The organism is Polaribacter haliotis, assembly GCF_014784055.1.
GTDB lineage: Bacteria > Bacteroidota > Bacteroidia > Flavobacteriales > Flavobacteriaceae > Polaribacter > Polaribacter haliotis.
In genome coordinates, this window is record NZ_CP061813.1 from 2,759,546 (window position 1) to 2,786,061 (window position 26,516).

A 26,516-nucleotide genomic window follows, 5' to 3' on the forward strand; every position below is an offset into this window, starting at 1 on the left:
AATTTTCATTAACATTTAGTTGTTTACCATTTTTATTTCCTTCTTAAATTACTATTCAATATTATTACCTTATAAAAGGTATATACTAGTGAGTATTTTTGTTGATCAATCAGTAAATTTTAGAAGTAAATACAATTCAATATCTAAAGCTTTAGATATTTTATATAGAGTCTTAATTGTAGGTGATGTATGGCTTGCCTCCAACCTTTGTATTTGTCGTTCATCAATATTAGATGCAACTGCTAAATCAAGTTGTGTCATATTTCTTTCTAACCGTAATTTTTTAATAAGATTACCTATTTTTTTAATAAACTCTTTTAATTCAGCTTCTTCCATTTATGCTACTCTTTGTGTTGAGTATAAATTCAAAATACTTTTATATTTGAAAAAAACACTAATACTTAAATAATTTGGCAAATGAAAAATACACATCTAACCCTTATCCTGTTTTATATCATATTTGTATATGTTAATAAGACAAATGCACAAGCACCATCTAATGACCTTGTCGAAAATGCAATAGAAATAACCTCTTTTCCGTTTTCAGATGAGGATGTATCTATTTATTTGGGAGAAGATGAGGTAATAAAAAATAGTTGTGACATAAGTTTAAATAAAAATGTGTTTTATAAATTTAAAGCAGTTGAAAATGCATTAATTACTACAAAAATGACAGTTGATTTTTATAATGCAAACTATCTTACAAATCCAAACATTTGGGGCGAATATGTAAATGGAATTTATAAATTACAATATCCAACAAGAATACTTATATATGAATCTCAATCTTTATCTATAAATAATGAAAATGACTTAAAACTTATATCTACATGTGATAATTTACTTGAAACAAATTTTGAAGTAGAAAAAAATAAATATTATTATATTTCTTTTTATAACAGGTTAGAAGATTATTATGGTGAGCCATTAAAAACAAATTTAACATTTAAAAGTGAAGAGTCAATATATCAATTAGAAAAAGCTGCTCTTATCGATTTTTACAACAATACAAATGGAGATGCCTGGGGCGATAAAACCAATTGGTTATCTTCTAAGCCTTTAAAAACTTGGAAAGGTGTACAAACTGCTGTTATTGATAATAAAGAATATGTTGCTGCTTTAATATTAGATGACAATAATTTATCAAGTAGCAGATTACCAAATACATTTGTAAATCTCAAAAAGCTTAAACAAATAAATTTAAGTGGTAATAATTTAGAAAATGAATTTATTTCTACAATTCCTAAATTATCAGAGTTGGTATTTTTAGATTTAAGCAGTAATAATTTATCTGGACAGATCCCTAACTCTTTAAAAGAGCTGAATAATTTAATGTATTTGGATTTATCTTTTAATAAACTTACTGGAAATATTCCAATATATTTTTCTGACTTTCAAAAGTATTTTGATTTATATCTTAATAATAATAATTTATCTGGTATTATTCCAAATCTAAATCATTTTGATATTTATAATATTAAATATAATTTATTTGATATATGTGATTTAGAAAGTTATTACACTCAATATGAAAATATAATTAATCCAAAAAGTTTTTCATTTTATCCTCAAGAAAAAGTAATAGAAACCCCTATAATTAATGTAAATGACGATTTAATTGTTTCGCAAGGTGACTCAAGAGTGTTATCGTTATCAAATTTAAAATGCGGAGAAGCTACATATCAATGGTATAAAAATTTTTTTAAATTAAATGGCTCTACATTTAAAGAATTAAATTTAGAGAACATAACACATGAAGATTATGGAGAATATTTTTGTGTTGTTAATTATGACTTTAACTTGCCTACTGAGGCTAGTAATATAACGTTTATAACAGAAGAGGTTAGCATAGGAGATGGTAAAAACCCTAATGAATCTGATGATTATAGTACTTTAGTTTCTTTTTACAATAGTTTGGAAGGTGACAAATGGGAAAGAAACACCAATTGGCTAACTTCTAAGCCTCTATACACTTGGTATGGTATTACAGTAAATACTGATCAGAGAGTTGTTAAAATTGAGCTACCAGAAAATAGAAAAAACAAAAAACTTCCATTTGGTGGTGTTGAAGAATTAATGTATCAAAATATACCCGTCAATGTTGGAGATTTAGAAAAACTAGAAGTTTTAAACCTTTATAACAATAGGCTAAAAGGTAGTATTCCAAAAGAAATTAAAAATTTACAAAACTTAAAAGAATTAGTTCTTTATCAAAATAAGTTAAGTGGTGAAATTCCAAAAGAACTAAGTGAATTGACTTCGCTTAAAATTATCGATTTAGAGTATAATGAATTAACTGGAGAAATCCCAAAAAAACTTGAGAACTTAACAAGGTTAAAAGAACTATGGTTAGATCACAATAAACTAACGGGTACAATTCCTATAGAATTAGGAAAGTTAAGTAACCTTGAAGAGTTGTGGTTAGGAAACAGTGAGCTTTCTGGGACTATCCCAAAGGAATTAGGAAATTTAAGATTCTTAAAAAGTTTATACATTTCAGAAACTAATGTTTCAGGTTCCATTCCTAAAGAAATTGGTAATATGGTGTCTTTAGAAAATTTATATTTATTTGATAATAAACTAACAGGAGAAATACCATTAGAAATTGAAAATTTAAAGTACTTAAGCGAATTGTTTTTATCTAAAAATCAATTAATTGGTAGTATTCCAAAAGAAATAAGTAAAATAACAGGGCTCAATAAATTATATTTATCTAATAATAATTTAAAAGGTAATATACCAAAAGAATTAGAAAACCTTTCATTACTTTCAGAGTTTGTAGCAAGTAGTAATAATTTTACAGGAAACTTGCCTTTTAATTTTTCAAAATTCTCAAATCTGCAAGTTTTACAACTCCATGATAATAAATTAAGTGGCAACTTACCTGAAGAAATTGTAACTCTTCCAGTAATTAAAAAATTAGCTTTAAGTTATAATGAATTTTCAGGAGAAATACCTTCTAGTTATGTTAATTTTAATAGTATAGAGGAAATATATTTAAATAATAATAATCTAACAGGGGAAATACCAAGTGATTTAAATAAGCTAGCAACCTTAGAAATATTATCACTAAGTAACAATAACTTATTAGGTAATATACCTGAAGAATTGGCTTACAACCCTAATCTTAAAAAAATATATTTAAATAATAATAATTTAACTGGTACTATACCAACATTATTTGAAGATTATAGATTAGAAGGAGGAAGGGAGATTATTTTGAGTAACAATAAACTCTCAGGCTTTATACCTAAAGTCAATTTATATTCTTCTGATAGTTTTTCAAATGTCATAGGCTCACGTTATTCAGGACCATTAGTAGTAGATAATAACCTTTTGTTATTTGGGGATTTAGAAGAAAACTTTATATCGAATTTTGGTTTTTTTAATCGTCAATTAAATAGGTACTCCCCACAGTCTAAAATCTCTGAAGATGAAACTAAACACCTCTCAATTGGTTCTTCTCTTAACATAGATGCCACAACTACAGGTACATCAAATAATTATCAATGGTACAAAGATGGTGTAATTTTAAATGGAGAAACCAACGCACTGCTAAATATAAACAATCTTCAAAGTTCTCATTTTGGAGATTATCAATGTAATATCACTAATACTATTGTAACAGATTTAATTCTACAAACAGGAACTTATTCAATCATCAATGATGCTACAGCTTCAGTAAATGATGATAGCCTAAAAAATGTTACTCTCTATCCAAATCCAACTAAAGATTTATTAACCATCCAAACAGAAGAAAACATTTCAAAGGTTATTATCTATAATCTTTTAGGTAAAAAATTATCTACTCATAAAAACACAAAAAAAATAGATATTAGAGACCTTGCTAAGGGTGTATATTTTGCTCATATTTTCTCTAATAACGATAAAAAAGCGGTAACAAAGATTATAAAAGAGTAATAAAATAATTGGCTTTAAACTAACGCTCTATCAAGCCAGGAGCAATAAAACTTAATTAAAAATGAAAAAACCACTTTTAACTTTAGCATTATTTTTATGCTGTCAAATTTTTTACTCACAAGTATATGTTGAGGATAAAAATATTAATGATTTAAAAGATGTAAAGTACATTGAATTAGTAGGTGTTAATACTTCATTGTTTGGTGTGAAAATGAAAGTCTTTGTAGATTATGGAGCAGAAGTAAAATTTCTCAAAAATCAAAAAATAAAGGACGCAGAAGGGAACGTGAAAAAGTTTAATACGATGATTGCAGCATTAAATTTCATGTACAATAACGGTTGGGAATTTGTCAATTATAATTTAACTTTTATGGGCAAAAAAGCGACATATATTTATCTTCTTAAAAAGGCTGAAAAATGAAAAAAATAATATTATTATTTACAGTAATCTTAATTAGTTCTTGTTCAAGTTCTGATGAATCAGAAAATCCTTTTGACGGGGAATTAGTAGCAACAGTTTGGTTAGGAACGGAAGATGATGAAGGAGAAAGCTATACGTTTATATCAAACCTAGATTTTAAGTATGTTGGAGAGGGAACTATTGAGTCTGGAACATACACATTTAATGATTCTAGCGGTATATTTTCTTTTTCTTCTTCTGGAGACATTTCGTTTACAATCCAAGGAACAAAAATGACTGTAGAAGATGGTGGTTCTAGCGTATTCTTAAAGATTTAAAGACTTTTTTTATTTAGTAGATTTAATAAAAAGTTATTTTTGAAAAATAAAAAAGTAAATGCTTTTAAAATTATTAACGAAATGTAAAAAAAACCTTAACAATTAGATGTTAAGGTTTTTTCGTACTCAAGGTGGGAATCGAACCCACACTCCCGAAAGAACTGGATTTTGAATCCAGCGCGTCTACCAATTCCGCCACTTGAGCAATTTAGACTTTTCACTTAAATCTTCATTCATTTTTAAGCGAGTACAAATGTATTAAAATATTTTATTTTAAAGTCAATAAATAAATTTCAAAGTCAATAAATAATTTCTACTTTTGTTCTCTTACAACAACACAACAAAAAACCTTCACTAAATGCCTACAAATCAACTTGCACCAAAATTATTTGCATGCTCACAAAGCGTTACATTAGCAGAAAAAATTGCAAAAGAGTACAACACAACTTTAGGAAAAGTTAAAACAACAAAGTTTAGCGATGGAGAATTTCAGCCAGCTTTCGAAGAATCTGTAAGAGGAAGACGTGTTTTTATTATTGGATCTACATTTCCAAATGCAGACAATTTAATGGAAATGCTTTTAATGTTAGATGCAGCTAAAAGAGCATCAGCAAGACACATTACAGCAGTTATGCCCTATTTTGGTTGGGCAAGACAAGATAGAAAAGATCAACCAAGAGTTGCAATTGGAGCAAAATTGGTAGCCAATTTATTACAATCTGCAGGAGCTACCAGAATTATGACAATGGATTTACATGCAGATCAAATTCAAGGTTTTTTCGAAAAGCCAGTAGATCATTTATTCGCTTCTACTATTTTTATGCCATATATTAAAAGTTTAAAATTAGAGAATCTTACAATAGCATCTCCAGACATGGGAGGTTCAAAAAGAGCGTATGCATATTCTAAACACTTACATTCCGATGTTGTAATTTGCTACAAGCAGCGTAAAAAAGCCAATGTAATTTCTCACATGGAGTTAATTGGAGATGTAAAAGGTAAAAATGTTATTTTGGTAGACGATATGATAGATACTGGAGGAACCTTAGCGCATGCAGCCAATTTAATGATGGAAAGAGGTGCATTAAGCGTTCGTGCAATTTGTACACATCCAATTCTTTCTGGAGGCGCTTACGAAAAAATAGAAAACTCAGGACTAACAGAATTAATAGTTTCAGATACAATTCCATTAAAGAAGGAGACTTCTAAAATAAAAGTTGTATCTTGCGCGCCATTATTTGCGGATGTTATGCATAAAGTGCAAGACAATACTTCAATTAGTGGACAATTTTTAATGTAAATAAATTAATAAAAAAAGTAATGAAATCAATTACAATTAAAGGATCAAAAAGAGAAAGCGTGGGCAAGGTAGCTACCAAAGCCTTACGTAATGCTGGTATGGTTCCTTGCGTTATATACGGAGGAGATAAGCCAGTGCATTTTTCAGCAGAAGAATTAGCATTTAAAAAGTTGGTATACACTCCAAACGTATATACTGCTACAATTAATGTTGATGGAGAAAAAATATCTGCAATTTTGCAAGACATTCAATTTCACCCAGTATCTGACAAAATTTTACATGTAGATTTTTATCAGTTATTTGATGATAAAGAAGTTACAATGAACATTCCTGTAAAATTAACTGGAACTTCACCAGGTGTGTTAAATGGAGGTTCTTTACGTTTTACAAACCGTAAATTAAAAATTAAAGCATTACCTGCAAATTTACCAGATTATGTAAGTGCAGATATTTCTAAATTAAAGATTGGTAATAAATTAACAATCACATCATTATTTAATGATGATTATACGTTTATGCACCCAGACAACACTGTTGTTGTTCAAGTTAGAACTTCTCGTAATGCAACTAATGTTGATGACGAAGACGAAGACGAAACTACAGAAGAAGCTACACCAGAAGCAGCAGCTGAATAGTTTAGTTCAAACAAATAAATTTTTAAAAGCGCTACATTTTTGTAGCGCTTTTTTCTTGTCCTAGATTTTATTAGGAGTCATAACTATATCAATCATTATTTATTTCTTCTTATTTTTGAAGAATGAATGTGATATCATTTTTTAAAAATCTTTTTGGAATAAAATCTGAAACTAAAGAAGAATTAATGAAAAAGTTTTTAATTGTCGGTTTAGGAAACATTGGTGATAAGTACACAAATACGCGCCATAATATTGGTTTTAAAATTTTAGATGAAGTTGTAGAAGAACACAATGCAACATTCGAGACCGAGAAGTTGGGAGACGTTGCTAATTTCCGTTTTAAAGGGAGAACGTTTATTTTACTAAAGCCAAGTACATTTATGAATTTAAGTGGAAAAGCAGTAAAATATTGGATGCAACAAGAAAAAATTTCCATTGAAAATATTCTAATAATTACAGATGATGTAAATATAGATTTTGGTACCATTCGTGTAAAAGCGAAAGGTTCTGCTGGCGGACATAATGGACTAAAAGACATTCAAGAGAAACTAAATACCCAACAATATGCTCGTTTTCGCTTTGGAGTTGGTGGGAATTATAGCAAAGGAAGACAAGTAGATTTTGTTTTAGGGGAATGGACTAAAGAAGAAACCAGCCAATTAATAGAGCGTTTACCAACTTCAGCAAAAGTAATTACATCTTTTGGTACAGCTGGTTTGGCAAATACAATGAATACTTTTAACGGAAAGTAAATTTCTATAAAAACAAAAAAGCTATCCATAATAGATAGCTTTTTAAAAAAACTTATTTTTTTTATTTTTTCTCAAAAAGAATAGTAGTTTTAATATCGATATTAATATTTCCGTCAGTTTCTTCTGAATCCTGAGATAAAGTTAACGCATTTTCATTGAATAAGTTAACATTATATTCTCCATTTAAAAAATCTCCATTAGAAGAATTGAATGTAATTGTTCTTGCACCAGTTTTATTTATAGAAAAACTTCCAGAATTATCAATATTTAAAATTTTTGTAGAAACAGTAGCAGAGCCATCAACAGGTGTTACAGTGGTAACAACTCTGTAAGGTCCTTTTACAGTAAAAGTTCCACCTGCATTTAAAATTAAATCTACTTCGAAACTATCTCCAATTTTTGTAGAGTTTGAAACATCTACAGATGTGCCTTGAGTAACGACAGTATTCGATAAATCTTGATTAAAACTTTTAACTTTATAAGTTCCAGAAACATTGGTCAAAGAAAAATCTAAAGCGACAGTTTTTTCACTATCACCACAACTTGTTATAGTTACTGCTATAAAAAGGGCAAAAATAATTTTAATTGTTTTCATAATATTTTTTTGTCAAAGATAACTAATAAATTAAATGATAATTACGTTTTTATAAATATCAATTTTCAGAAGCATACCATTCTGCAAAACTAGAGTCTGTTTCTTGTAATTTTATAGAATGAAGTTTGATGTTTTTAGGCAATCTTTTTTTAATTTTTTTAGCAAAATCAATTACCATCATTTCGCTAGTTGGCTGGTAATCTACTAATAAAACATCATGTCCTCTGTCCATTAATTCTTTGGCTAATTCTACATGAGGTGTGTTTTTATTAAAGACAGTTGCGTGATCGAAAACATCTACAATTTCTTCGTTTACAATTTTTTTTAAGTCACCAAAATCGATAACCATCCCGAATTTTACATTCGTATTATCCTTAATTGGTTTTCCAGAAACTGTTACAGAAAGTTTATACGAATGCCCGTGAACATTTTTACATTTTCCATCATAACCATATAAAGCATGACCGGTTTCAAAATTGAATTGCTTTGTAATTCTAATTGTACTCATTAACGACGCTTGTTTCTATATTTGTTGTAAAAATACACAATAACCAAAGCTATTGCTAATACTAAAAATAAATAATCTCCCATTTTGTTTATATATTGATGTTATTATTCTTCCACTAAAAAATTCTGAAGAACATCTGCAATTTTTCTATTGTCAGACAATTGCGGAATTTTGTTTTGTCCGCCAAATTTACCAATCGATTTCATATATTCATGAAAACCACCTTTTTTAACTTTTTTAATGACAAGTTTACGCAATATTTTTCCTTCAATTAAATCGAAATAATAAATATTTTGCTCTTGCATAGAAGCATCTACTTTTTCGGCAAATTCCTCTAAATTTTCTGGTTCATTTTCAAACTCTATAAACCATTCGTGATAAGGCAAACCGTTTGCAGGATTTACTTGTGGTGCCACAGTAAACTCACTAATATTTATGTTGGTTCCTTTTATGGAATCGTTTAACGCTTTTTCTACCTCTTTTCCAATAACGTGTTCGCCAAAGGCGGAAATAAAGTGTTTTATTCTTCCTGTTACTTTAATTCTATAAGGTTTTGTTGAAGTAAATTCTACAGTATCGCCAATATTATAACCCCAAAGACCAGCAGTTGTATTTAAAATGATGACGTAATTCACACCAATTTTTACATCTTTTATAGAAATTCTGGTCGGATTTTCATCAAAAAACTCGGTTGCAGGAATAAATTCGTAAAAAATACCAGAATCTAATTGCAACAACATTCCTTTTTCGGTTTGCGAATCTTGGTATGCAATAAAACCTTCTGAAGCAGGATATAATTCTATATAATCGATTTTTTTACCAATTAAACTTTCGAACTTATTTTTATAAGGTTCAAAATTTACACCTCCGTAAATAAAGAAATTAAAATTGGGGAATAATTCAGAAACCTTTTTACCGGTTTTTTCAATCAGTTTTTCGAAATACATTTGCACCCAAGAAGGAATTCCGCTAATAACAGTCATGTCTTCATTTACGGTTTCTTTAACAACTGCATTTACTTTAGTATCCCAATCTTCAATGCAATTGGTCTCCCAACTTGGTAAACGGTTTTTTAGTAAATATTGTGGAACGTAATGTGCTACAATTCCACTTAATCTGCCAAGTTTTACACCATTTTTATCTTCTAAAACAGGACTTCCTTGTAGAAAAATCATTTTTCCATCCACAAAACTGGCGTCATTTTTTTCAACAATATAAAATAACAATGCATTTCTAGCCGCCTTTATATGGGTTGGCATCGATTCTTTTGTAATAGGAATGTATTTTGCACCAGAAGTTGTACCAGATGTTTTGGCATAATACAATGGTTTTCCTTTCCAGAGAACATTTTCTTCCCCAGCAACCATTCTATCTACATAAGGTCTTAAACCTTCGTAATCTGTAACTTTTACGTGTTTTTTAAAATCTTCGTAAGTTACTATCTTATCAAAATTATGGTCTTTTCCAAAAGCAGTTTTACTCGCTTCAGAAATTAAATTTTTAAAGACTTTTTCTTGTGTTTCAAAGGGGTTTTTAGCCCATTTTTGCACTTTTTTAGTAGCGAATTTGGCAAACGGAATTGCAAAAAAAGATTTTATACTCATTATTTAAAATCGATAAAATTAATAGGATTTACAGCATAACCACCACTCCAAAGTTCGAAATGCAAATGTGGACCCGTAGTTAATTCTCCTGTAGAACCAACAGTGGCAATAACTTCACCAGATTTCACAAAATCACCTTGTTGTTTTAGTAAATTTCCATTGTGTTTGTAAACGGAAATATAATCGTTACCATGTTTTAAAATAATTACGTAGCCAGTTTCTGTATTCCAGCCAGAAAAAATAACAGTTCCATCTGCAACTGCTTTTATAGGAGTTCCAGTTTTGGCAACAATATCTACTGCAAAATGCTTTGTGTTTGAATCAAAATTTTGAGAAATAGAACCCGATAATGGAGCGAAAAAAACAACATTATTTTTATTATTTGAATTGTTTAAGATGGAAAAACGTGTTTCTCTATCTATCTTCTCTCTAAATAAAGAATCTTCTTTAGAAGCATTTAATTTACTCTCATCTACTACAATAGGAGTATTTTCAGAAATAATAGAATCGATACTTTCTGGTTTTATTTCTCCTGTTAAAACAGGTTTTAAGGCTTTTGTGTAGTTTTCTAATGTGGCTAATTTAGCTTTTAAAGAATCTGCTTCGAAAGTCAATTTTACAGCATCTGCTTTTAATTTAGAAGAAGAATAACCTGGAATGTATTCTTTAATTGGTGTAAACGCAATTAAAACTGTTGTTAAGGCAATTAATAAAATGGAGAAAATTCCTCCCAAAACAAACACATTTAAACGAGATAGTTTTAACGAAAAACGCTCTTCGAACGTATTTTCATTTAAAACTACTAACCTGTATTTGTCAGTTAGTTTTTGTTTTAATTTCCCCTTTTTTTTATCCTTTTTAGCCACAAATTATATTTTGAATAGTACAAATATACAGAAACCCTTACAGAGCGTATTTGTTTAATAACGGAATAAAAATAATTAAATTATTTTTTGTAGAAATTCATTTCGTCTATGTAGTTCCATACTTCTTTGGTTAACATAGGTTGTATGTTTTTACTCTCTTTAATTCCATTTCTTATCATTGTTGAAGAAATTTCTACAATTGGAGCTTCCACTTTATGGATTTTCGGATGATTATCGAATCTAGTTTCCACTTTTCCTTCAGAAATTCTTGGATAAACATATATATGATGATGCTCTAAAATAGTTTCATAATTTTTCCATTTATGAAAACTCTTCAAATTATCTTCACCCATAATTAAACAAAATTCTTTGTTGGGATATTGTTCAGAAATATGTGCTAAAGTAAAAACAGTATAATTTGGTTGAGGTAGCTTAAACTCAATATCCGAAGGTTTAATTTTCGAATAATTCTCTGTTGCTTTATAAACTAGCTCAAATCGATGATGATTTTCCAGCAAAGAACTTTTCTTTTTAAATGGATTATGTGGTGTTACCACCATCCAAATTTCATCTAAATCAGAATTTTCAACCATGTGATTGGCTATAATTAAATGCCCCACATGAATTGGATTAAAAGTGCCAAAATATAAACCGATTTTCATTGTAAACAGTTTGAAGTGGGAAGTTGGGAGCTTGAAGTATTCAGTCAGTATTTAACTTCCAACTTCCCACTTCCAACTTCACGCTTTTTAATTTTTTTCTATACTTATTTAATACTTAATTTACCTTCCAACTTCCAACTTCCAACTTCCAACTTCCAACTTCCAACTTCCAACTTCCAACTTCCTACTCCAAACTTCCAACTTCCTTCTCATTCAAAAACTCACTCATTAAATCTTCTGCTTCTTTTAAAGCAACATCTAAATCGTAATTTTTAATAATTTTATCGAATTGAGGTGCAGTTGCTAATTCTACAGAAGCTTTTGCAATTCGCATATTTATTTTTTCTTCGCTTTCTGTTTTACGCTTTTTCAAACGGATTTTTAACTCATCCACACTTGGTGGTTTTACAAAAACCGATAATGTTTTTTCTGGATATTTTTTCTTAATTCGAAGTCCTCCAACCACATCAATATCAAAAATAACATGTTTTTTTTGCGCCCAAATTCTTTCAACTTCACTTTTTAAAGTTCCATAGAAATTATCTCTGTACACTTCTTCCCATTCTAGAAATTCATCATTTTTAATTTTATCTTTAAAATCTCTTAAAGAGATAAAATAATAGTCTTCGCCATCTTTTTCGAAACCTCTTGGTTCTCTTGAAGTTGCAGAAATAGAAAACTCTAAATTGAATTTTTCTTGTGCTAATAAATGACGAACAATAGTAGTTTTTCCAGAACCTGAAGGTGCAGAAAACACGAATAATTTTCCTTTAAAATCTTTCATTTTAATAAAATATAATTTTCACTCTAAAGACAGAAAGGAATGTCTGGTTGAGTGTAGTCGAAACCTAAATTTACAGTACGTTTAAAATCTGTTCTTTAATTTGCTCCAATTCATTTTTCATTTGAATTACTGCTTTTTGCATTGGTGCAAAATTGGCTTTGGAACCAGTTGTGTTAATTTCACGTCCCATTTCTTGAACAATAAAACCTAATTTTTTTCCATTAGAATCTTCAGAAGCCAAAGTTTGTAAGAAATAATCTAAATGATTTGCCAAACGAACTTTCTCTTCATTAATATCTAATTTCTCTAAATAATAAATTAATTCTTGCTCAAAACGATTCTCATCAGTATCTACTTTTAAATCGTCGATTGCCTTTTTTAAACGCGTTTTTACATTTTCTACTCTATCTCCATCCAAAGCTTTTACTTCCTCTAAATACGTTCTAATATTTGTAATTCTTTCTTTAAAATCTATCTCTAAAGAAGCAGCTTCATCAATTCTATATTGTACAATTTCTTTAATGGCAATATCTATATGTTCGTTGATGATATTCCATTCGTTTTCATCTAATTCCTCACGTTCTGTTTTTAATGCATCTGGCATTCTAACAGCCATTTTCAGTAATTCAACATCATCCGAACTTCCTGTTTGTACAACATTTCTTAATTGTTGCATGTATTGTTGTATAACCCCATTATTTAAAACGGTTGAAGTTTCATCTGCAGTCATTTCAACGAAAATAGAAAAATCTACTTTTCCACGAACTAATGCACTAGCCAGTTTTTTACGAACATTTAATTCTTGTTCTTTGTAATAAGAGGGAATTCGAACGTTTAAGTCGAGGTTTTTACTGTTTAAAGATTTAATTTCTATCGTTACTTTTTTGGTAGGCAATTGTAAAACTGCTTTTCCATAACCAGTCATAGATTGAATCATAAATTCGTCATTTTTAATAAGTTGCAAATATAGTTTTAATAATGTTTTTTTGAGCTATTATTGAAGTAAAATACAAAATAGACTCGTTAAATTTTATTGTCACGAATTCACGAATTTTGTGTTCTTTTTAAAAACAATCAACATGTTTTCAGTATTAATTCGTGAATTTGTGGCATTCTTCATCAAAATCAATAGAAATCCATTTGAATTATTTCGTTAATTCGTGGCATTTTTTCATCAAAATTAATTCGTATTTTTAATGAAATTGGTGCCTATTTATTCACCTGTTTCGTCACCAAATAAACCCCAAAAAAGATTAGTAAAGTAGCACAAATTTTAACTAAATTTAAAGAATCGCTACCAACAATTAAGGCATAAATAGAAGCAATTACAGGTTGTAAATAGATAAAAACACTTACTGTTGTAGGTTTTAATTTAGATAAACCATACAAGTTGAAAAGATAAGTTACACAAGTCGTAAAGACGACCACAAAACCAATATTCCAATAAATATTAGTCGGAATTGCCTCCCAAACAATTTCCGAAAATTCCCAATAACCAACAGGAATTATAAAAATAAGTCCGAATAAATACAACCATTTTACAAAAACCAGAGGATGGTATTTTTTGATTAGATTTTTCGCTAAAACCAAGTACAAACCATAAGAAGAAGCATTTACAAAAACCAAGAAATTACCAAGATTATTATTTGTTGCAGTTCCGTTTGAAGAATTTCCATAAGTTATTAATAAAATAGTACCAATTAAACCAACAAAAACGCCTATAATTCTTTGTTTTCCAATCGCTTTTCTAATAAGAATACTCGAAAAAATTAACACCATAATTGGTGAGGTTACCATCATTACAGAAGCACTAATTGGCGTTGTTAAACTTAAACCTTTAAAAAAAGAGAGCATATTTAAACCAACTCCAAAAAAGGAAGCCAAAAGAATTTTTTTGTAATCTTCTTTTTCAATTTTTTGAGATTTTATAAATAAACCTAAAATCCAAAAAATGGTAGTTGCACCCACAACTCTAATAAATATAAAGCCATAAGGTTTTATGTAGGTTGGCATAACGTCTTTTGCAATCGTATAATTTACTCCGTAAATTAAAGTGGCAATACTAACTGCAATTATTGCTAAAACTCTTTTATTCATAATAAATTATGTTGCAAAAATGAAGCTACAAAGTTGAGGATATTTTTATAATAAGGCACAAAAAAAGAGCTTCAAAATAAATTGAAACTCTTTTATGAAAAGTTGGTTGACTTTTGGTTGAATTTTTATTTATACCAAAATAGTATTAGTCTACTAATGGCGGAATTCTTAAAACCTGACCTGGATAAATTTTATCTGGGTGAGATAACATTGGTTTGTTTGCTTCAAAAATAACAGGATATTTCATTGCATTTCCATAATAATTTTTTGCAATTTTACCTAAAGTATCTCCACTTACTACAGTATGGAATTGTGCCATATCTGCTTCTTCAATAACTTCTACTTCTGCAACAGACATATTATCTTCTACAGATGCAACTCCATTAGTGTTTCCTACAACTAGAACAACTTTTTCTTTAGTTGCAAGATCTGCAGCTTCTCCCCAAAGTTTTACAGCATCATCATCTACTTCAATAGATAAATCTTTTACCTCTAATTCTAAGGCTGTAATTGCATTTCTTAATTGACCAGATTTTTCTGCATTTTCTTCTTCTGTTGTTTTACCAATACCGAAAACTTTTGCTCCAGCATTTTTGATAAATGAAAAAATTCCCATTTTTTAAACTTTTTTAATTGTTAATATTCATTTTAATAAGTTACAATATACATTTTTTTATGATGAAAAAAAGAATTCTGTTTATTTTAAGGTACTATTTATTGTGAAGCTATAATTTCATCAACATAAAAAATATGATTTTCTTTTTCGTAATTTTGTTAGAAACACACTACAAATGAAAATATATCATATTGCTGAAAATAATTCGATTCTAAATAAATTTATTGCAGAAATTAGAGATGTTAAAATTCAGAAAGATTCGCTTCGATTTCGAAGAAATATCGAAAGAATTGGAGAAATTTTAGGGTATGAATTAAGTAAAAATCTTTCGTATTCAGGAGTTTATGTAGAAACTCCTTTAGGGAAGAAAAAAATGCAATTGTCTTATAATGATGTTGTTTTGTGTTCCATTTTAAGAGCAGGTTTGCCTTTACACCAAGGTTTATTAAATTATTTCGATGATGCTGAAAATGCTTTTATTTCTGCATACAGGCATCATCCTAAAAATAATAGTGAATTCGAAATTATTGTCGAATATTTTGCTTCGCCATCAATAAACAATAAAACTTTGTTATTGGCAGATCCAATGTTAGCAACTGGACAAAGTTTGGTTGCAGTTTACGAAGCAATTAAAAAATATGGAACACCAAAAGAAATTCATATTGTTTCTGTAATTGGTTCTAAAGAAGGTGTCGATTTTGTTGAAAATAATTTCCCAGAAAACACAAAATTATGGATTGCTACCATAGACGATAAATTAAATAACAAGGGATACATTGTTCCAGGTTTGGGAGATGCTGGAGATTTGGCTTATGGAACGAAATTATAATATAGTATACAAGACAGCACTAATTAGCATTAAATAAAAAACAGCATTCTTAATCAAATCATTTTTTACCATTTCAATTCCATTTGCTACAATTATAGATGCTGGAAAAATTAGAAAAAGAAATTCCACACCTGTTTTTTCAGGAATTAAAAGCACAAAAAAGATGGAAATAAGTATGTGGAATGTTAAAATAATCCAATTTTTTTTGAAAGAATTATTTACAGAAAGTGCTTTCGGTGTTTTTAAAAAATAAGCAATAAAAGTAAGTGTAATAATAGCAATTACAATCCAATAAAAATTATTTTCGGTATAAAAAGAAATCTCATTAAATTGATTAAATATGAAGAGATTTGTAAAAATTGAAACTTCATTAACCCACAAAGAATACGCATAATAAATAATTAAAGGAGCAGAAAAACCAACAATTGGCGCAAATAAAGTATGAATCGTTATTTTATGATGCACATAAGTTGCCACGTAAATTAGCAAAGCAAACATTGCAGAAAAGGGTTCAATAAAGAATAAAATGGCGAGCCAAAAACCGCTATCGAACAATTTTTGAAGTACTTTTTTAGGAGATTTTAAACTGTAAATTTTTCTTAGGAAAAGAATATAGATAAGTAATAAAAAAAGTACTTTAAAAGAAAATAATTTGATGATAAAATAGCTCAAAAACACTGCAAAAATAAAGAAAGCGTAGCTGTTATCGTGTGTTAAATTGTTTTTTGAAATTACAAAATTGTAAAAGAAAAAAATGAGTAGAAAAAGTGATAAAAACCCAAAACTTTCTAGTAAAATAGTAAACGTAAAACCTTCAGAAGCATAAACTGTAATAACATCAAATAAGAAGATGCAAAAGAACAGTGTTAAAAGCACAATAAAATTGATTGGTTTAGATTTGCTTAAAAAATTGGCTAGCATCGTTTCTTTTGTTATTTTTGCAGTGTAAAGATAATTAAGTTATGATAGCAAGCAATATTTTTAGATGGATTGGTAGTTTATTTACAGATCTTTTATTTATCCCTTTTAATTGGTTACGCACAAGTGTAGCACATGCAGATTTTGGATGGTGGATTTCTAACACAGTAAACTGGTTATTTCTATTAGTTTTATTAGTTCTTTTTGCATATTGGATGAAAGAATCTAAGCGATTTGTAAGAGAGGGAACAGAAGACAGAGCTTAATTTTACACTTTGGGAAGCAAAAACAAACTAAAACGTTTCAAAGAAAATGAAACGTTCAAAAATGTCATTCAGCCAACAAGAGAAGAAGTTGTAACCGACTTTTCTCACAAAGGTAAATGGCATTCTTTTTTTGGAAACGAGAATCCGATTATTGTTGAATTGGGTTGTGGAAAAGGCGAATATACAATCGCTTTGGCTAGAAAAAATCCGAATAAAAATTATATTGGAATCGATATAAAAGGTGCTCGTTTTTGGAGAGGTGCAAAAACTGCAATCGAAGAAAATTTACCAAATGTTGCGTTTGTAAGAACACAAATTGAGTTGGTAGATTTTATTTTTGCAGAAAACGAAGTTTCTGAAATTTGGATTACGTTCCCAGATCCACAAATAAAATACAAGCGTACAAAACACAGAATGACAAATTCTGAGTTCCTGAAGAAATACCATCATATTTTAAACGAAAATGGAATAATGAACCTAAAAACCGACAGCGAATTTATGCACGGTTACACTTTAGGTTTATTGCATGGAGAAGGTCACGAAATTTTGAATGCAAACCACAATGTTTATAAAAACGAAGGTTCTCCAAAAGAAGTAATGGAAACACAAACTTTTTATGAGAATCAATATTTAGCAGTAAACAAACCTATTACTTATATTCAATTTAGATTGAAATATTAGGTTTTATGAATTCACGAATTTTATAATATAAATAAACTCCGAAAGAGTTTTAAACCCTTTTGGGGTTTATTATTAAAATTCTATCCAAGATTTCCTATCTTTCAAAAGTGAAAAAATCTGATAATTTTTTTGATAAAGTATATAATGTTACTCGCTTAATTCCACATGGAAAAGTAACAAGTTATGGAGCAATTGCAACATATTTAGGTGCAGCAAAATCTGCAAGAATGGTAGGTTGGGCAATGAATAAAGCACATAATTTAGAAGATGTTCCTGCACATAGAGTTGTTAATCGAAAAGGATTATTAACAGGAAAACATCATTTCGATGGCACAAACTTAATGCAACAACTATTAGAAAGTGAAGGAATTGTGGTTGTTGATAATCAAATTCAAGATTTAGAAACTGTTTTTTGGAATCCAATGGAAGAGTTATCCTAAAACCTCAACTATTATTACTCAGAGTTTAACAAAAAATCACAAATATAGGCTATGTTTTCTATGTTCCTATGTGGTAAAAAGAAACAGTAATTATTCAAAATAACCAACTTCAACTTATAAAACCTTTGCGATTCTGTGTTTTTGTTAGAAATAAAATACTTCAAAAGAAAAAACTATATCATTTCCACTTATCAATCTATAAATTTTCACAATCCACAAGCTTTCTTTTTTAAACAGTTAAGCGTATCTTTGTAATCAAGATTAAATAAAAATAAGACGTGAGTTTTAACAAACAAAATATACAACAAGCATTAGAAACCATTACTGCTCCTGGAGAAGGAAAGAGTTTGGTGGAAAATAACAACTTAAAAAACATCGTAATTTTTGGTAACGAAGTAATTGTAGAAATTACAATTAGCAATCCAACATTACAGGCAAAAAAGAAAGTTGAATCAGAAATTACAAAAGCAATTAAAAGCAATGTTTCTGAAGATATAGACGTAAAAGTGAATGTAACTGTAGAAAAACCAGTTGCAAAAGAAAATTCAAATCCGAATCAAATTCGTGGTAAAGAAATTCCAAATATTAAAAACATTATTGCAATTGCATCTGGAAAAGGAGGAGTTGGTAAATCTACAATTACAGCAAACACAGCTATTTCTTTAGCAAAAATGGGCTTTAATGTTGGTGTTTTAGATGCAGATGTTTATGGACCATCGCAACATATTATGTTCGATGTAGAAAAAGCAAAACCACTTTCTGTAAAAGTAGATGGAAGATCTAAAATGAAACCAATCGAAAATTACGGAGTAAAATTATTGTCTTTAGGGTTTTTTACAGATCCAAACCAAGCAGTAATTTGGCGTGGACCAATGGCATCAAAAGCGTTAAATCAACTTATTTTCGATGGAGCTTGGGGCGAATTAGATTTCCTTTTAATCGATTTACCACCAGGAACAGGAGATGTACATTTATCAATCGTACAAGCTTTACCAATAAATGGAGCAGTTGTAGTTAGTACACCACAAAACATTGCGTTGGCAGATGCTAAAAAAGGAGTTGCCATGTTCCAACAAGAAAACATTAACGTTCCCGTTTTAGGAATCGTAGAAAATATGGCATATTTTACACCAGAAGAATTGCCAGATAATAAGTATTATATCTTTGGAAAAGATGGTGCAAAAAACTTGGCAGAAGATATTAAAACCCAGTTTTTAGGCGAAATCCCTTTAGTACAAAGTATTCGTGAATCTGGCGATGTTGGGCATCCAGTAGCATTACAAAATGGAACCGTTTTAGAAGAAGCTTTCAATAACATTACCAAAGAAATGGTTGCTCAATTATTAAAAAGAAACGAGAATTTACCACCAACAGAAGTGGTAAGAATTACAACAATGAGTGGTTGTAGTTCAGTAAAAAAATAAATTATGACAGCAGAAGAAACATTAAGTAATGTAGAAAAAGCGTTAGATGAAATCCGCCCGTTTTTAATGAGCGATGGAGGAAACATCAAATTACTTTCAATCGAAGATTCTATTGTAAAAGTACAATTAGAAGGCGCTTGCACAGGTTGTTCAGTAAATCAAATGACGCTAAAAAACGGAGTAGAAGCAACCATTAAAAAGTACGCTCCACAAATAGAAGAAGTTATAAACGTTGCCTAAACTGATAAAAATCAGTTTTTAGATAAGTTTAATATTATAATTTTGGGCGTTCCCTAAAAAGGTCGGGCTTTCACTACTCGCTTTTTTTAAGAAAAATAAAAAAGAGCTCAAACAAGCCGTTCAATCCCTAACGCGCTCATCAACATAAAAAAACCTCATAAGAATAAAATCTTGTGAGGTTTTAAAAAATAAAAGAAATGATTACAACAGATATCTTAATTATTGGTGCAGGACCAACAGGATTATTCACCGTTTTTGAAGCAGGATTATTAAAACTGCGTTGTCATTTAATAGATGCGTTACCACAAGCTGGTGGGCAATGTTCAGAGATTTACCCAAAGAAACCAATTTATGATATTCCTGCATATCCAGAAATTTTAGCAGGCGATTTAACCGATAAATTAATGGAACAAATTAAACAATTTGAACCAGGTTTTACATTAGGTGAGCGTGCAGAAACCATCGACAAGCAAGAAGATGGAACTTTTGTTGTAACCACAAATAAAGGAACAAAACACCAGGCAAAAGTTGTTGCAATTGCTGGTGGATTAGGTTCTTTCGAGCCAAGAAAACCACCAATTCCTAACATTGCAAATTTTGAGGATAAAGGAGTAGAATACATTATTCGTGATCCAGAATTTTACAGAGACAAAAAAGTAGTAATTTCTGGAGGTGGAGATTCCGCTTTAGATTGGTCTATTTTTTTAACAGATGTTGCTTCTTCAGTTACATTAATTCACAGAAGAAACGAATTTAGAGGCGCTTTAGATTCTGTTGATAAAGTGCAAGAATTAAAAGATGCTGGTAAAATTAACATGATTACACCTGCAGAAGTAAAAGGAATTATAGGAACAGACAAAGTTGAAGGTGTTTCTGTGATACAAAATGGTGGAGAAGAATTTACGATTGAAACAGATCATTTTATTCCTCTTTTTGGTTTGTCGCCAAAATTAGGGCCAATAGCCAATTGGGGATTAGAAATCGAGAAAAACGCCATTAAAGTAAACAACGCTTTAGATTATCAAACAAATATTCCAGGAATCTACGCAATTGGAGATGTAAATACATATCCAGGAAAGTTAAAACTGATTCTTTGTGGTTTCCACGAAGCAACATTGATGTGTCAGAGTGCATTTCAAAGAATTTTTCCAGATAAAAAATACGTAATGAAATACACAACAGTTGGTGGTGTAGATGGTTTTGACGGAACACGTAAAGAAGCCCCAAAAGCAGTTGTTAAAAAGATAGAGTAATTAGATTATGTCATTTCGACCTTGTGGAGAAATCTTTTTATTATTATATCTAAAGATTTCTCGATTACGCTATCGCTTCACTCGAAATGACAAGGTTTTTTCATTTTGTTATTCCTGTGTAGGCAGGAATCCAAACTATGTTAATTAATTTCTTATTTTAGATAAAAATTATAACTATGATATTTAATATAAAATTTTTAGTAATAAATTGTTTTGGTTACTATAATGAACCAAATGGCTATGATTTATTAATATTTGCTTTAGGTTCTTTTATTATGATTTCAATATTACTTGCTTATTATAACAAAATTCCAAAAAGCATAACATCAAAAGACAAATTAGAAACTCCAATCTACGAATCAAAAGACATTATATTACAATCAAATAGTTTGGATGCAAATTTTACAATTACTGAAAAATCAACTTCAACTTTTGTTAAAGTATTTGTTTGTGTTTTAATCGGTTTAGTTGCATTTACACCTTTGTATCAACTTTTAGGAGTTGAATATTTTATATAAATAAAGAAAATTCACTTTTCCTAAATATTATTTTTATTTATTCTAAATAAGATTTATATTTGCGCCATGGAAATGTTAAGTGACGTAACTTTTAATATTCAGCTTAAAAAACATACTTTTTGTAACTATCAATTAAAGATAGGCGAAAAAGTAATGACACTTACTTTCCCACAAGTACTTCATTTAAGAAATAAAATAAATCTTTTAACCACTTTAGATAATATAGAACACATTATCTCGAATGAAAATTTTGTTTTGCTATTTATTGCAGACAGAAAACATTTAGTGTTTTTAGATATTCCTACATTATTAGACTTAAAAGAAGAAATTTCGTACACTTTTTCGGAGTTTTAAAAGCAAAAGTATCTTTATTTAGACTGCTTTTAAATTTTTTTTACATCAACAAAACAACCATTTTTTACAGTATCTTTGTATAAAACACGATATCATGAAAACAGCAATAAGAAGACAAATGACAATTCATCCAGAAGTTATGGATGTTTTAAACGATCAAATCGCACTAGAAATGCACGCATCTGCCTCTTATTTAGCAATGGCTTCTTGGTGCGACCAAAGAGAACTTACTAATAGTAAAGCTTTTTTCTATAAACAAGCAGAAGAAGAAAGAGAACATGGAATGAAGATTTTTAACTTTATAAATGATGCTGGCGGCGCTGCAATTTCTCCTTCAATTCCAGAAGTAAATAACGATTTTGAAGGATTAAGAGAAATTTACGAAAAATCTTTAGACCAAGAAATACACGTAACTCAATCTATCTATAAATGTTTTAAACAAGCCAGAAAAGTAGACGATTTTGCATCGGAAGTATTTTTACAATGGTTTGTAAACGAGCAAGTAGAAGAAGAAGATACAGTTAGAAGCATTTTAGACGTTTTCGAATTAATGGGAGATATGCCATTAAAAATGATCGACGAACGTTTACCAACAGCGTAAAACAAATTCTAGAAATATTAGCAAAACCGAAACTTTAAAGTTTCGGTTTTTTTGTTTTTAAATTTTAATAGCACTCAAAAATAAATACTTATAGTTTTCGTATATTTGAACAACAAACGAAATCGATTGAAATGTATTTAGATTTACTTTCTCACTTAAAATACTTAATAAAACGCAATCCTGAATAGAGAGTTATTTGTTGTTATTCTAACCTGTTTCAGATTCTCATTTATAAAGCTGAAACAAACAATTAAACAGTTCAACAATTAAATATTTTTTATGCCTTTTTATCATAAATTAGGAGAAATTCCACCTAAAAGACACACACAATTCCGTAAAAAAGACGGCAGTTTATATTACGAACAATTGTTTGGTACTATTGGTTTTGATGGAATGTCCACCAATTCTTATCACGAATACAGACCAACAATGGTCAAACATATTGGCAAACAATATTCAGTAAAACCAAAAATTGCAAAAGCAAATAATATTCAATCTTATAAGTTTATTGGGTTTCAAGTAAAACCAGAAAACGATTATTTAGAAAGCAGAAAAATTGTTTTAACAAATTCCGATTGTAATATTATTTTATCAGCACCAAAAAAATCTACCACAGATTATTTCTACAAAAATACAGATGCAGATGAGGTGATTTTTATCCATAAAGGAACAGGAAAATTAAGAACGCATTTGGGAAATCTCGATTTTAAATATGGAGATTATTTAGTAATTCCACGTGGAATTATCTATAAATTAGATTTCGATGATGAAAACAACAGACTTTTTATCGTAGAATCTTACAGTCCTGTTTACACGCCAAAACGTTACAGAAACTGGTTTGGTCAGTTGTTAGAACATTCACCATTTTGTGAACGAGATTTAAGAAGACCTTACGAATTAGAAACAAATAATGAACTTGGCGATTTCTTAATCAAAGTAAAAAAACAAGGCGAAATTATAGAAATGACCTACGCTTCTCATCCTTTTGATGTAGTTGGTTACGATGGTTATAATTTTCCTTACGCGTTTTCAATTCACGATTTTGAGCCAATTACTGGTAGAATTCATCAACCACCACCAGTTCATCAAACTTTTGAGACTAACGCATTTGTAATTTGCAGTTTTGTGCCACGTTTGTACGATTATCATCCAAACTCAATTCCTGCACCTTACAATCATAGTAATATCGATTCAGACGAGGTTTTATATTATGTAGATGGCGATTTTATGAGCAGAAACGATATAGATCAAGGTCACATTTCCTTGCATCCAGCAGGAATTCCTCATGGTCCACATCCAGGAACCACAGAAAAAAGTATTGGTAAAACCAAAACCGAAGAATTGGCAGTTATGGTAGACACTTTTAAACCTTTGCAGGTTACTGAAGAAGCCATGAAAATTGCCGATGAAGATTATTATAAATCGTGGTTGGAAGAAAATAAACATTAGAAGCTATTTCCTGCTTTCCACTATATCTTTTTGCAAAAAAGCAAAAAGGATGTCGTTTCAATCAGGGCTAAACTTGTTTGCAGGCTTATAGTATTTACAAAATATTAAAATCATCAAAAAGATGTCAAAAAAAATAGAATCAGTTAATTACGGATTAGAAAAAATATTTGAAGGAGCACAAGATTTCCTTCCACTTTTAGGAACAGATTATGTAGAATTTTACGTTGGTAACGCAAAGCAATCTGCACATTTTTATAAAACAGCATTTGGTTTTCAGTCTTACGCTTATCGTGGATTAGAAACTGGCGCAAAAGATTCTGTGAGTTATGTATTAACGCAAGATAAAATCAAAATTATCTTAACAACACCTTTAAACAGTAAATCACCAATAAACGATCATATTGTAAAACATGGAGATGGCGTTAAAATAGTGGCACTTTGGGTAGAAGATGCCAGAAAATCTTACGAAGAAACTACAAAACGTGGCGCAAAATCTTATATGGAACCAACTGTAGAAAAAGACGAGTTTGGTGAAGTTGTAAGAGCAGGAATTTACACTTATGGAGAAACTGTACACATGTTTGTAGAGCGTAAAAATTACAAAGGAGCATTTTTACCAGGTTTTCAAAAATGGGAATCAAATTACAATCCACCAACATCTGGGTTAAAATACATAGATCATATGGTAGGTAATGTGGGTTGGAACCAAATGAATAAATGGGTAAAATTCTATGAAGATGTAATGGGGTTTGTCAACTTTTTATCATTTGACGATAAGCAGATTCATACAGAATATTCAGCGTTAATGAGTAAAGTAATGTCGAATGGAAATGGTAGAATTAAATTTCCAATAAACGAACCAGCAGAAGGAAAAAAACGTTCTCAAATCGAAGAATATTTAGATTTTTACGAAGGTGCAGGCGTGCAACACATTGCAATGGCAACAGACGATATTATTAAAACTGTTTCGCAATTAAAAGCAAACGGAATCGAGTTTTTATCAACTCCACCAGAAGAATATTACAGAGCAGTTCCTGGAAGATTAGAAGAACATAGCCACGAATTAAGAGAAGATATCGAAAAACTAAAAGGTTTAGGAATCATGATTGATGCTGATGAAGAAGGCTATTTATTACAAATTTTTACAAAACCAGTAGAAGACAGACCAACGTTGTTTTTTGAAATCATTCAAAGAATGGGAGCCAGAGGTTTTGGAGCAGGAAACTTTAAAGCATTGTTCGAATCTATAGAAAGAGAACAAGCAAAAAGAGGAACGCTTTAGAAAGTACATAGATTAAAGAAAAGAGAAAATAGAACCAAGAGACAAGACTTAACCCTTTTGAATCTTGGTTTTTTATTTTTATTTTATTCAATAAATAAAATTTTCTTAATTCAGCAAATAAATTAGATTTTCAAAATAAAGTCTTGTTTCTTTGTTCTCATATCTTGATTTTTAAAAAAAATGAACAGAGACGAAATTTTAAAAGCAATAGAAGAAAAGTACGATAAATTAGGTGTACCAGTAGATGCCATGTTAGAAGGTTTATTGCACAGCACACCAATTACGTATTGGGATTATATTCAGACAGACGCACTTTTAGGTTTGCAAACGCCAAGAACTACGCAACCAGATGAAATGGTTTTTATCATGTATCATCAAGTTAACGAGTTGTTGTTTAAAATGATACTTTGGGAAATAGACCAAGTTGCAAAAACGGTAGAAGTTAGCGCAGATAAATTTTCGATGCATTTGGGAAGAATCAGTAGATATTTTGATATGCTTTGCAGTTCATTTTCTGTAATGGCAGATGGAATGGAACGTGAACAATATCTAAAATTTAGAAATACATTAACGCCTGCAAGTGGTTTTCAATCAGCACAATACCGTAAAATTGAATTTGCATCTACTGAACTTATCAACTTAATTGATGCGCGTTTTAGAGACGATATTGATAGAAGTTCTTCATTTAAACACGCATATAACCATTTGTATTGGCAAGCTGCAGGTAAAAATTATACAACAGGACAAAAATCGACATTGTTAAATTTATTTGAAGAAAAGTATATTGGAGAGTTTATCGATTTTATGGAAGATTATAACGACATTAATTTATCTCTAAAATTTAAACAACTTCCTAAAGAAGTTCAAGAAAATAAAGATTTAATAAAAGCAATGCGTCATTACGATTATACAGTAAATGTAAAATGGGTAATGGCTCATTATAACGCCGCAGGAAAATATATAGGTGGAAAAGAGAAAGATTTAGAAGCAACAGGAGGTAGTAATTGGAGAAAATACATGCATCCAAAATATCAAAGAAGAATATTTTTCCCATATTTATGGAGTGAAGAAGAATTAAAAAATTGGGGAACCTTTTAAATGAGATTATAAATGTAACTATTATTCCAGTGAAGATAGGAGGCTAAAGAAAACGTTAAAAAGTTATTTGCAATACTGCTGTAAA

General features: G+C 29.7%; 30 protein-coding genes and 1 tRNA gene. 19 read left to right on the forward strand and 12 right to left on the reverse strand.

The annotated features are described in order from the left end of the window. Positions 1–105 precede the first annotated feature (105 nt). The gene (locus H9I45_RS11925; protein ID WP_088352750.1) at positions 106–336 is read right to left on the reverse strand and encodes a helix-turn-helix domain-containing protein; all 231 of its coding nucleotides are present in this window, start codon (positions 334–336) and stop codon (positions 106–108) included. 81 nt (positions 337–417) lie between these two features. Between H9I45_RS11925 and H9I45_RS11930 the strand changes: the two genes are divergently transcribed. The 3 genes from H9I45_RS11930 (at position 418) to H9I45_RS11940 (ending at position 4,659) form a co-directional block, all read left to right on the forward strand. After that, positions 418–3,921: a leucine-rich repeat domain-containing protein gene (locus tag H9I45_RS11930; RefSeq protein WP_088352751.1), complete on the forward strand. Its 3,504-nt coding sequence runs from the start codon at positions 418–420 to the stop codon at positions 3,919–3,921. A 61-nt stretch (positions 3,922–3,982) separates the two neighbouring features. Further along, complete coding sequence (locus H9I45_RS11935; protein ID WP_088352752.1) at positions 3,983–4,342, forward strand: hypothetical protein; 360 nt, start codon at positions 3,983–3,985, stop codon at positions 4,340–4,342. Then, complete coding sequence (locus H9I45_RS11940; protein WP_088352753.1) at positions 4,339–4,659, forward strand: hypothetical protein; 321 nt, start codon at positions 4,339–4,341, stop codon at positions 4,657–4,659. Before H9I45_RS11935 ends, H9I45_RS11940 begins: the two co-directional genes overlap by 4 nt. A gap of 123 nt (positions 4,660–4,782) precedes the next feature. Here H9I45_RS11940 and H9I45_RS11945 read toward each other — a convergent pair. After that, a tRNA-Leu gene (locus H9I45_RS11945) sits at positions 4,783–4,864 on the reverse strand. Positions 4,865–5,017: 153 nt separating this feature from the next. Between H9I45_RS11945 and H9I45_RS11950 the strand changes: the two genes are divergently transcribed. The 3 genes from H9I45_RS11950 to pth all read left to right on the forward strand — a co-directional run bounded on the left by H9I45_RS11950 (position 5,018) and on the right by pth (position 7,346). Beyond that, a complete protein-coding gene (locus H9I45_RS11950; protein ID WP_088352754.1) occupies positions 5,018–5,959 on the forward strand; it encodes a ribose-phosphate pyrophosphokinase in 942 nt (313 codons plus the stop codon). Positions 5,960–5,979: 20 nt separating this feature from the next. Then, positions 5,980–6,594, forward strand: coding sequence for a 50S ribosomal protein L25/general stress protein Ctc (locus tag H9I45_RS11955; protein ID WP_088352755.1), 615 nt, complete (start codon positions 5,980–5,982; stop codon positions 6,592–6,594). Between the two features lie 122 nt (positions 6,595–6,716). Beyond that, complete coding sequence (gene pth / locus H9I45_RS11960; protein WP_088352756.1) at positions 6,717–7,346, forward strand: aminoacyl-tRNA hydrolase; 630 nt, start codon at positions 6,717–6,719, stop codon at positions 7,344–7,346. Positions 7,347–7,407: 61 nt separating this feature from the next. On the opposite strand, the gene H9I45_RS11965 is transcribed toward pth, so the two are convergent. From H9I45_RS11965 to lysM, 9 genes are all read right to left on the reverse strand, one after another. After that, positions 7,408–7,941: a hypothetical protein gene (locus H9I45_RS11965; protein ID WP_088352757.1), complete on the reverse strand. Its 534-nt coding sequence runs from the start codon at positions 7,939–7,941 to the stop codon at positions 7,408–7,410. Between the two features lie 58 nt (positions 7,942–7,999). After that, positions 8,000–8,449, reverse strand: coding sequence for a 6-pyruvoyl trahydropterin synthase family protein (locus H9I45_RS11970; protein ID WP_088352758.1), 450 nt, complete (start codon positions 8,447–8,449; stop codon positions 8,000–8,002). 104 nt (positions 8,450–8,553) lie between these two features. After that, positions 8,554–10,053 carry a GH3 auxin-responsive promoter family protein gene (locus tag H9I45_RS11975; RefSeq protein WP_088352759.1) on the reverse strand — a complete coding sequence of 500 codons (1,500 nt, stop codon included), beginning with the start codon at positions 10,051–10,053 and terminating at the stop codon, positions 8,554–8,556. Next, positions 10,053–10,919, reverse strand: a complete 867-nt coding sequence (locus H9I45_RS11980; RefSeq protein WP_088352760.1) for a M23 family metallopeptidase — start codon at positions 10,917–10,919, stop codon at positions 10,053–10,055. Before H9I45_RS11980 ends, H9I45_RS11975 begins: the two co-directional genes overlap by 1 nt. Before the next feature lie 80 nt (positions 10,920–10,999). Then, positions 11,000–11,581, reverse strand: a complete 582-nt coding sequence (gene nadD, locus H9I45_RS11985; protein WP_088352761.1) for a nicotinate (nicotinamide) nucleotide adenylyltransferase — start codon at positions 11,579–11,581, stop codon at positions 11,000–11,002. A gap of 184 nt (positions 11,582–11,765) precedes the next feature. Further along, a complete protein-coding gene (gene gmk, locus H9I45_RS11990; RefSeq protein ID WP_088352762.1) occupies positions 11,766–12,365 on the reverse strand; it encodes a guanylate kinase in 600 nt (199 codons plus the stop codon). Positions 12,366–12,435: 70 nt separating this feature from the next. Further along, positions 12,436–13,290: a YicC family protein gene (locus H9I45_RS11995; protein WP_088352763.1), complete on the reverse strand. Its 855-nt coding sequence runs from the start codon at positions 13,288–13,290 to the stop codon at positions 12,436–12,438. 284 nt (positions 13,291–13,574) lie between these two features. Further along, positions 13,575–14,462, reverse strand: a complete 888-nt coding sequence (locus H9I45_RS12000; protein WP_088352764.1) for a DMT family transporter — start codon at positions 14,460–14,462, stop codon at positions 13,575–13,577. Between the two features lie 145 nt (positions 14,463–14,607). Continuing rightward, the gene (gene lysM / locus H9I45_RS12005; protein WP_088352765.1) at positions 14,608–15,078 is read right to left on the reverse strand and encodes a peptidoglycan-binding protein LysM; all 471 of its coding nucleotides are present in this window, start codon (positions 15,076–15,078) and stop codon (positions 14,608–14,610) included. 175 nt (positions 15,079–15,253) lie between these two features. On the opposite strand from lysM, the gene upp reads away from it, so the two are divergent. Further along, positions 15,254–15,907: a uracil phosphoribosyltransferase gene (gene upp, locus H9I45_RS12010; protein ID WP_088352766.1), complete on the forward strand. Its 654-nt coding sequence runs from the start codon at positions 15,254–15,256 to the stop codon at positions 15,905–15,907. Here the strand turns inward: upp and H9I45_RS16485 are convergent. Beyond that, positions 15,902–16,462 carry a hypothetical protein gene (locus H9I45_RS16485; RefSeq protein WP_140422719.1) on the reverse strand — a complete coding sequence of 187 codons (561 nt, stop codon included), beginning with the start codon at positions 16,460–16,462 and terminating at the stop codon, positions 15,902–15,904. The genes upp and H9I45_RS16485 overlap by 6 nt on opposite strands. A gap of 407 nt (positions 16,463–16,869) precedes the next feature. Between H9I45_RS16485 and H9I45_RS12020 the strand changes: the two genes are divergently transcribed. The 12 genes from H9I45_RS12020 (at position 16,870) to H9I45_RS12075 (ending at position 26,431) form a co-directional block, all read left to right on the forward strand. Then, positions 16,870–17,091 carry a DUF6341 family protein gene (locus tag H9I45_RS12020; RefSeq protein WP_088352768.1) on the forward strand — a complete coding sequence of 74 codons (222 nt, stop codon included), beginning with the start codon at positions 16,870–16,872 and terminating at the stop codon, positions 17,089–17,091. A 9-nt stretch (positions 17,092–17,100) separates the two neighbouring features. Then, a complete protein-coding gene (trmB, locus tag H9I45_RS12025; RefSeq protein WP_088352769.1) occupies positions 17,101–17,772 on the forward strand; it encodes a tRNA (guanosine(46)-N7)-methyltransferase TrmB in 672 nt (223 codons plus the stop codon). Positions 17,773–17,879: 107 nt separating this feature from the next. Beyond that, entirely contained in the window at positions 17,880–18,212 is a 333-nt protein-coding gene (locus H9I45_RS12030; protein WP_088352770.1) for an MGMT family protein, read from the forward strand. Positions 18,213–18,490: 278 nt separating this feature from the next. After that, on the forward strand, positions 18,491–19,636 hold the full coding sequence (locus H9I45_RS12035) for an Mrp/NBP35 family ATP-binding protein (protein ID WP_088352771.1): 1,146 nt from the start codon (positions 18,491–18,493) through the stop codon (positions 19,634–19,636). A gap of 3 nt (positions 19,637–19,639) precedes the next feature. Next, a complete protein-coding gene (locus tag H9I45_RS12040; protein WP_088352772.1) occupies positions 19,640–19,876 on the forward strand; it encodes a NifU family protein in 237 nt (78 codons plus the stop codon). Positions 19,877–20,073: 197 nt separating this feature from the next. Then, on the forward strand, positions 20,074–21,129 hold the full coding sequence (locus tag H9I45_RS12045) for an NAD(P)/FAD-dependent oxidoreductase (RefSeq protein ID WP_088352773.1): 1,056 nt from the start codon (positions 20,074–20,076) through the stop codon (positions 21,127–21,129). Positions 21,130–21,305: 176 nt separating this feature from the next. Further along, complete coding sequence (locus H9I45_RS12050; RefSeq protein ID WP_088352774.1) at positions 21,306–21,647, forward strand: hypothetical protein; 342 nt, start codon at positions 21,306–21,308, stop codon at positions 21,645–21,647. Positions 21,648–21,713: 66 nt separating this feature from the next. Then, positions 21,714–22,001, forward strand: coding sequence for a hypothetical protein (locus tag H9I45_RS12055; protein ID WP_088352775.1), 288 nt, complete (start codon positions 21,714–21,716; stop codon positions 21,999–22,001). Between the two features lie 94 nt (positions 22,002–22,095). After that, positions 22,096–22,602 carry a ferritin gene (locus H9I45_RS12060; protein ID WP_088352776.1) on the forward strand — a complete coding sequence of 169 codons (507 nt, stop codon included), beginning with the start codon at positions 22,096–22,098 and terminating at the stop codon, positions 22,600–22,602. Positions 22,603–22,881: 279 nt separating this feature from the next. Next, entirely contained in the window at positions 22,882–24,051 is a 1,170-nt protein-coding gene (locus H9I45_RS12065) for a homogentisate 1,2-dioxygenase (RefSeq protein WP_088352777.1), read from the forward strand. Between the two features lie 121 nt (positions 24,052–24,172). Continuing rightward, complete coding sequence (hppD, locus tag H9I45_RS12070) at positions 24,173–25,333, forward strand: 4-hydroxyphenylpyruvate dioxygenase (protein ID WP_088352778.1); 1,161 nt, start codon at positions 24,173–24,175, stop codon at positions 25,331–25,333. A 180-nt stretch (positions 25,334–25,513) separates the two neighbouring features. Next, positions 25,514–26,431 carry a tryptophan 2,3-dioxygenase family protein gene (locus tag H9I45_RS12075; RefSeq protein WP_088352779.1) on the forward strand — a complete coding sequence of 306 codons (918 nt, stop codon included), beginning with the start codon at positions 25,514–25,516 and terminating at the stop codon, positions 26,429–26,431. Positions 26,432–26,516: the final 85 nt, after the last annotated feature.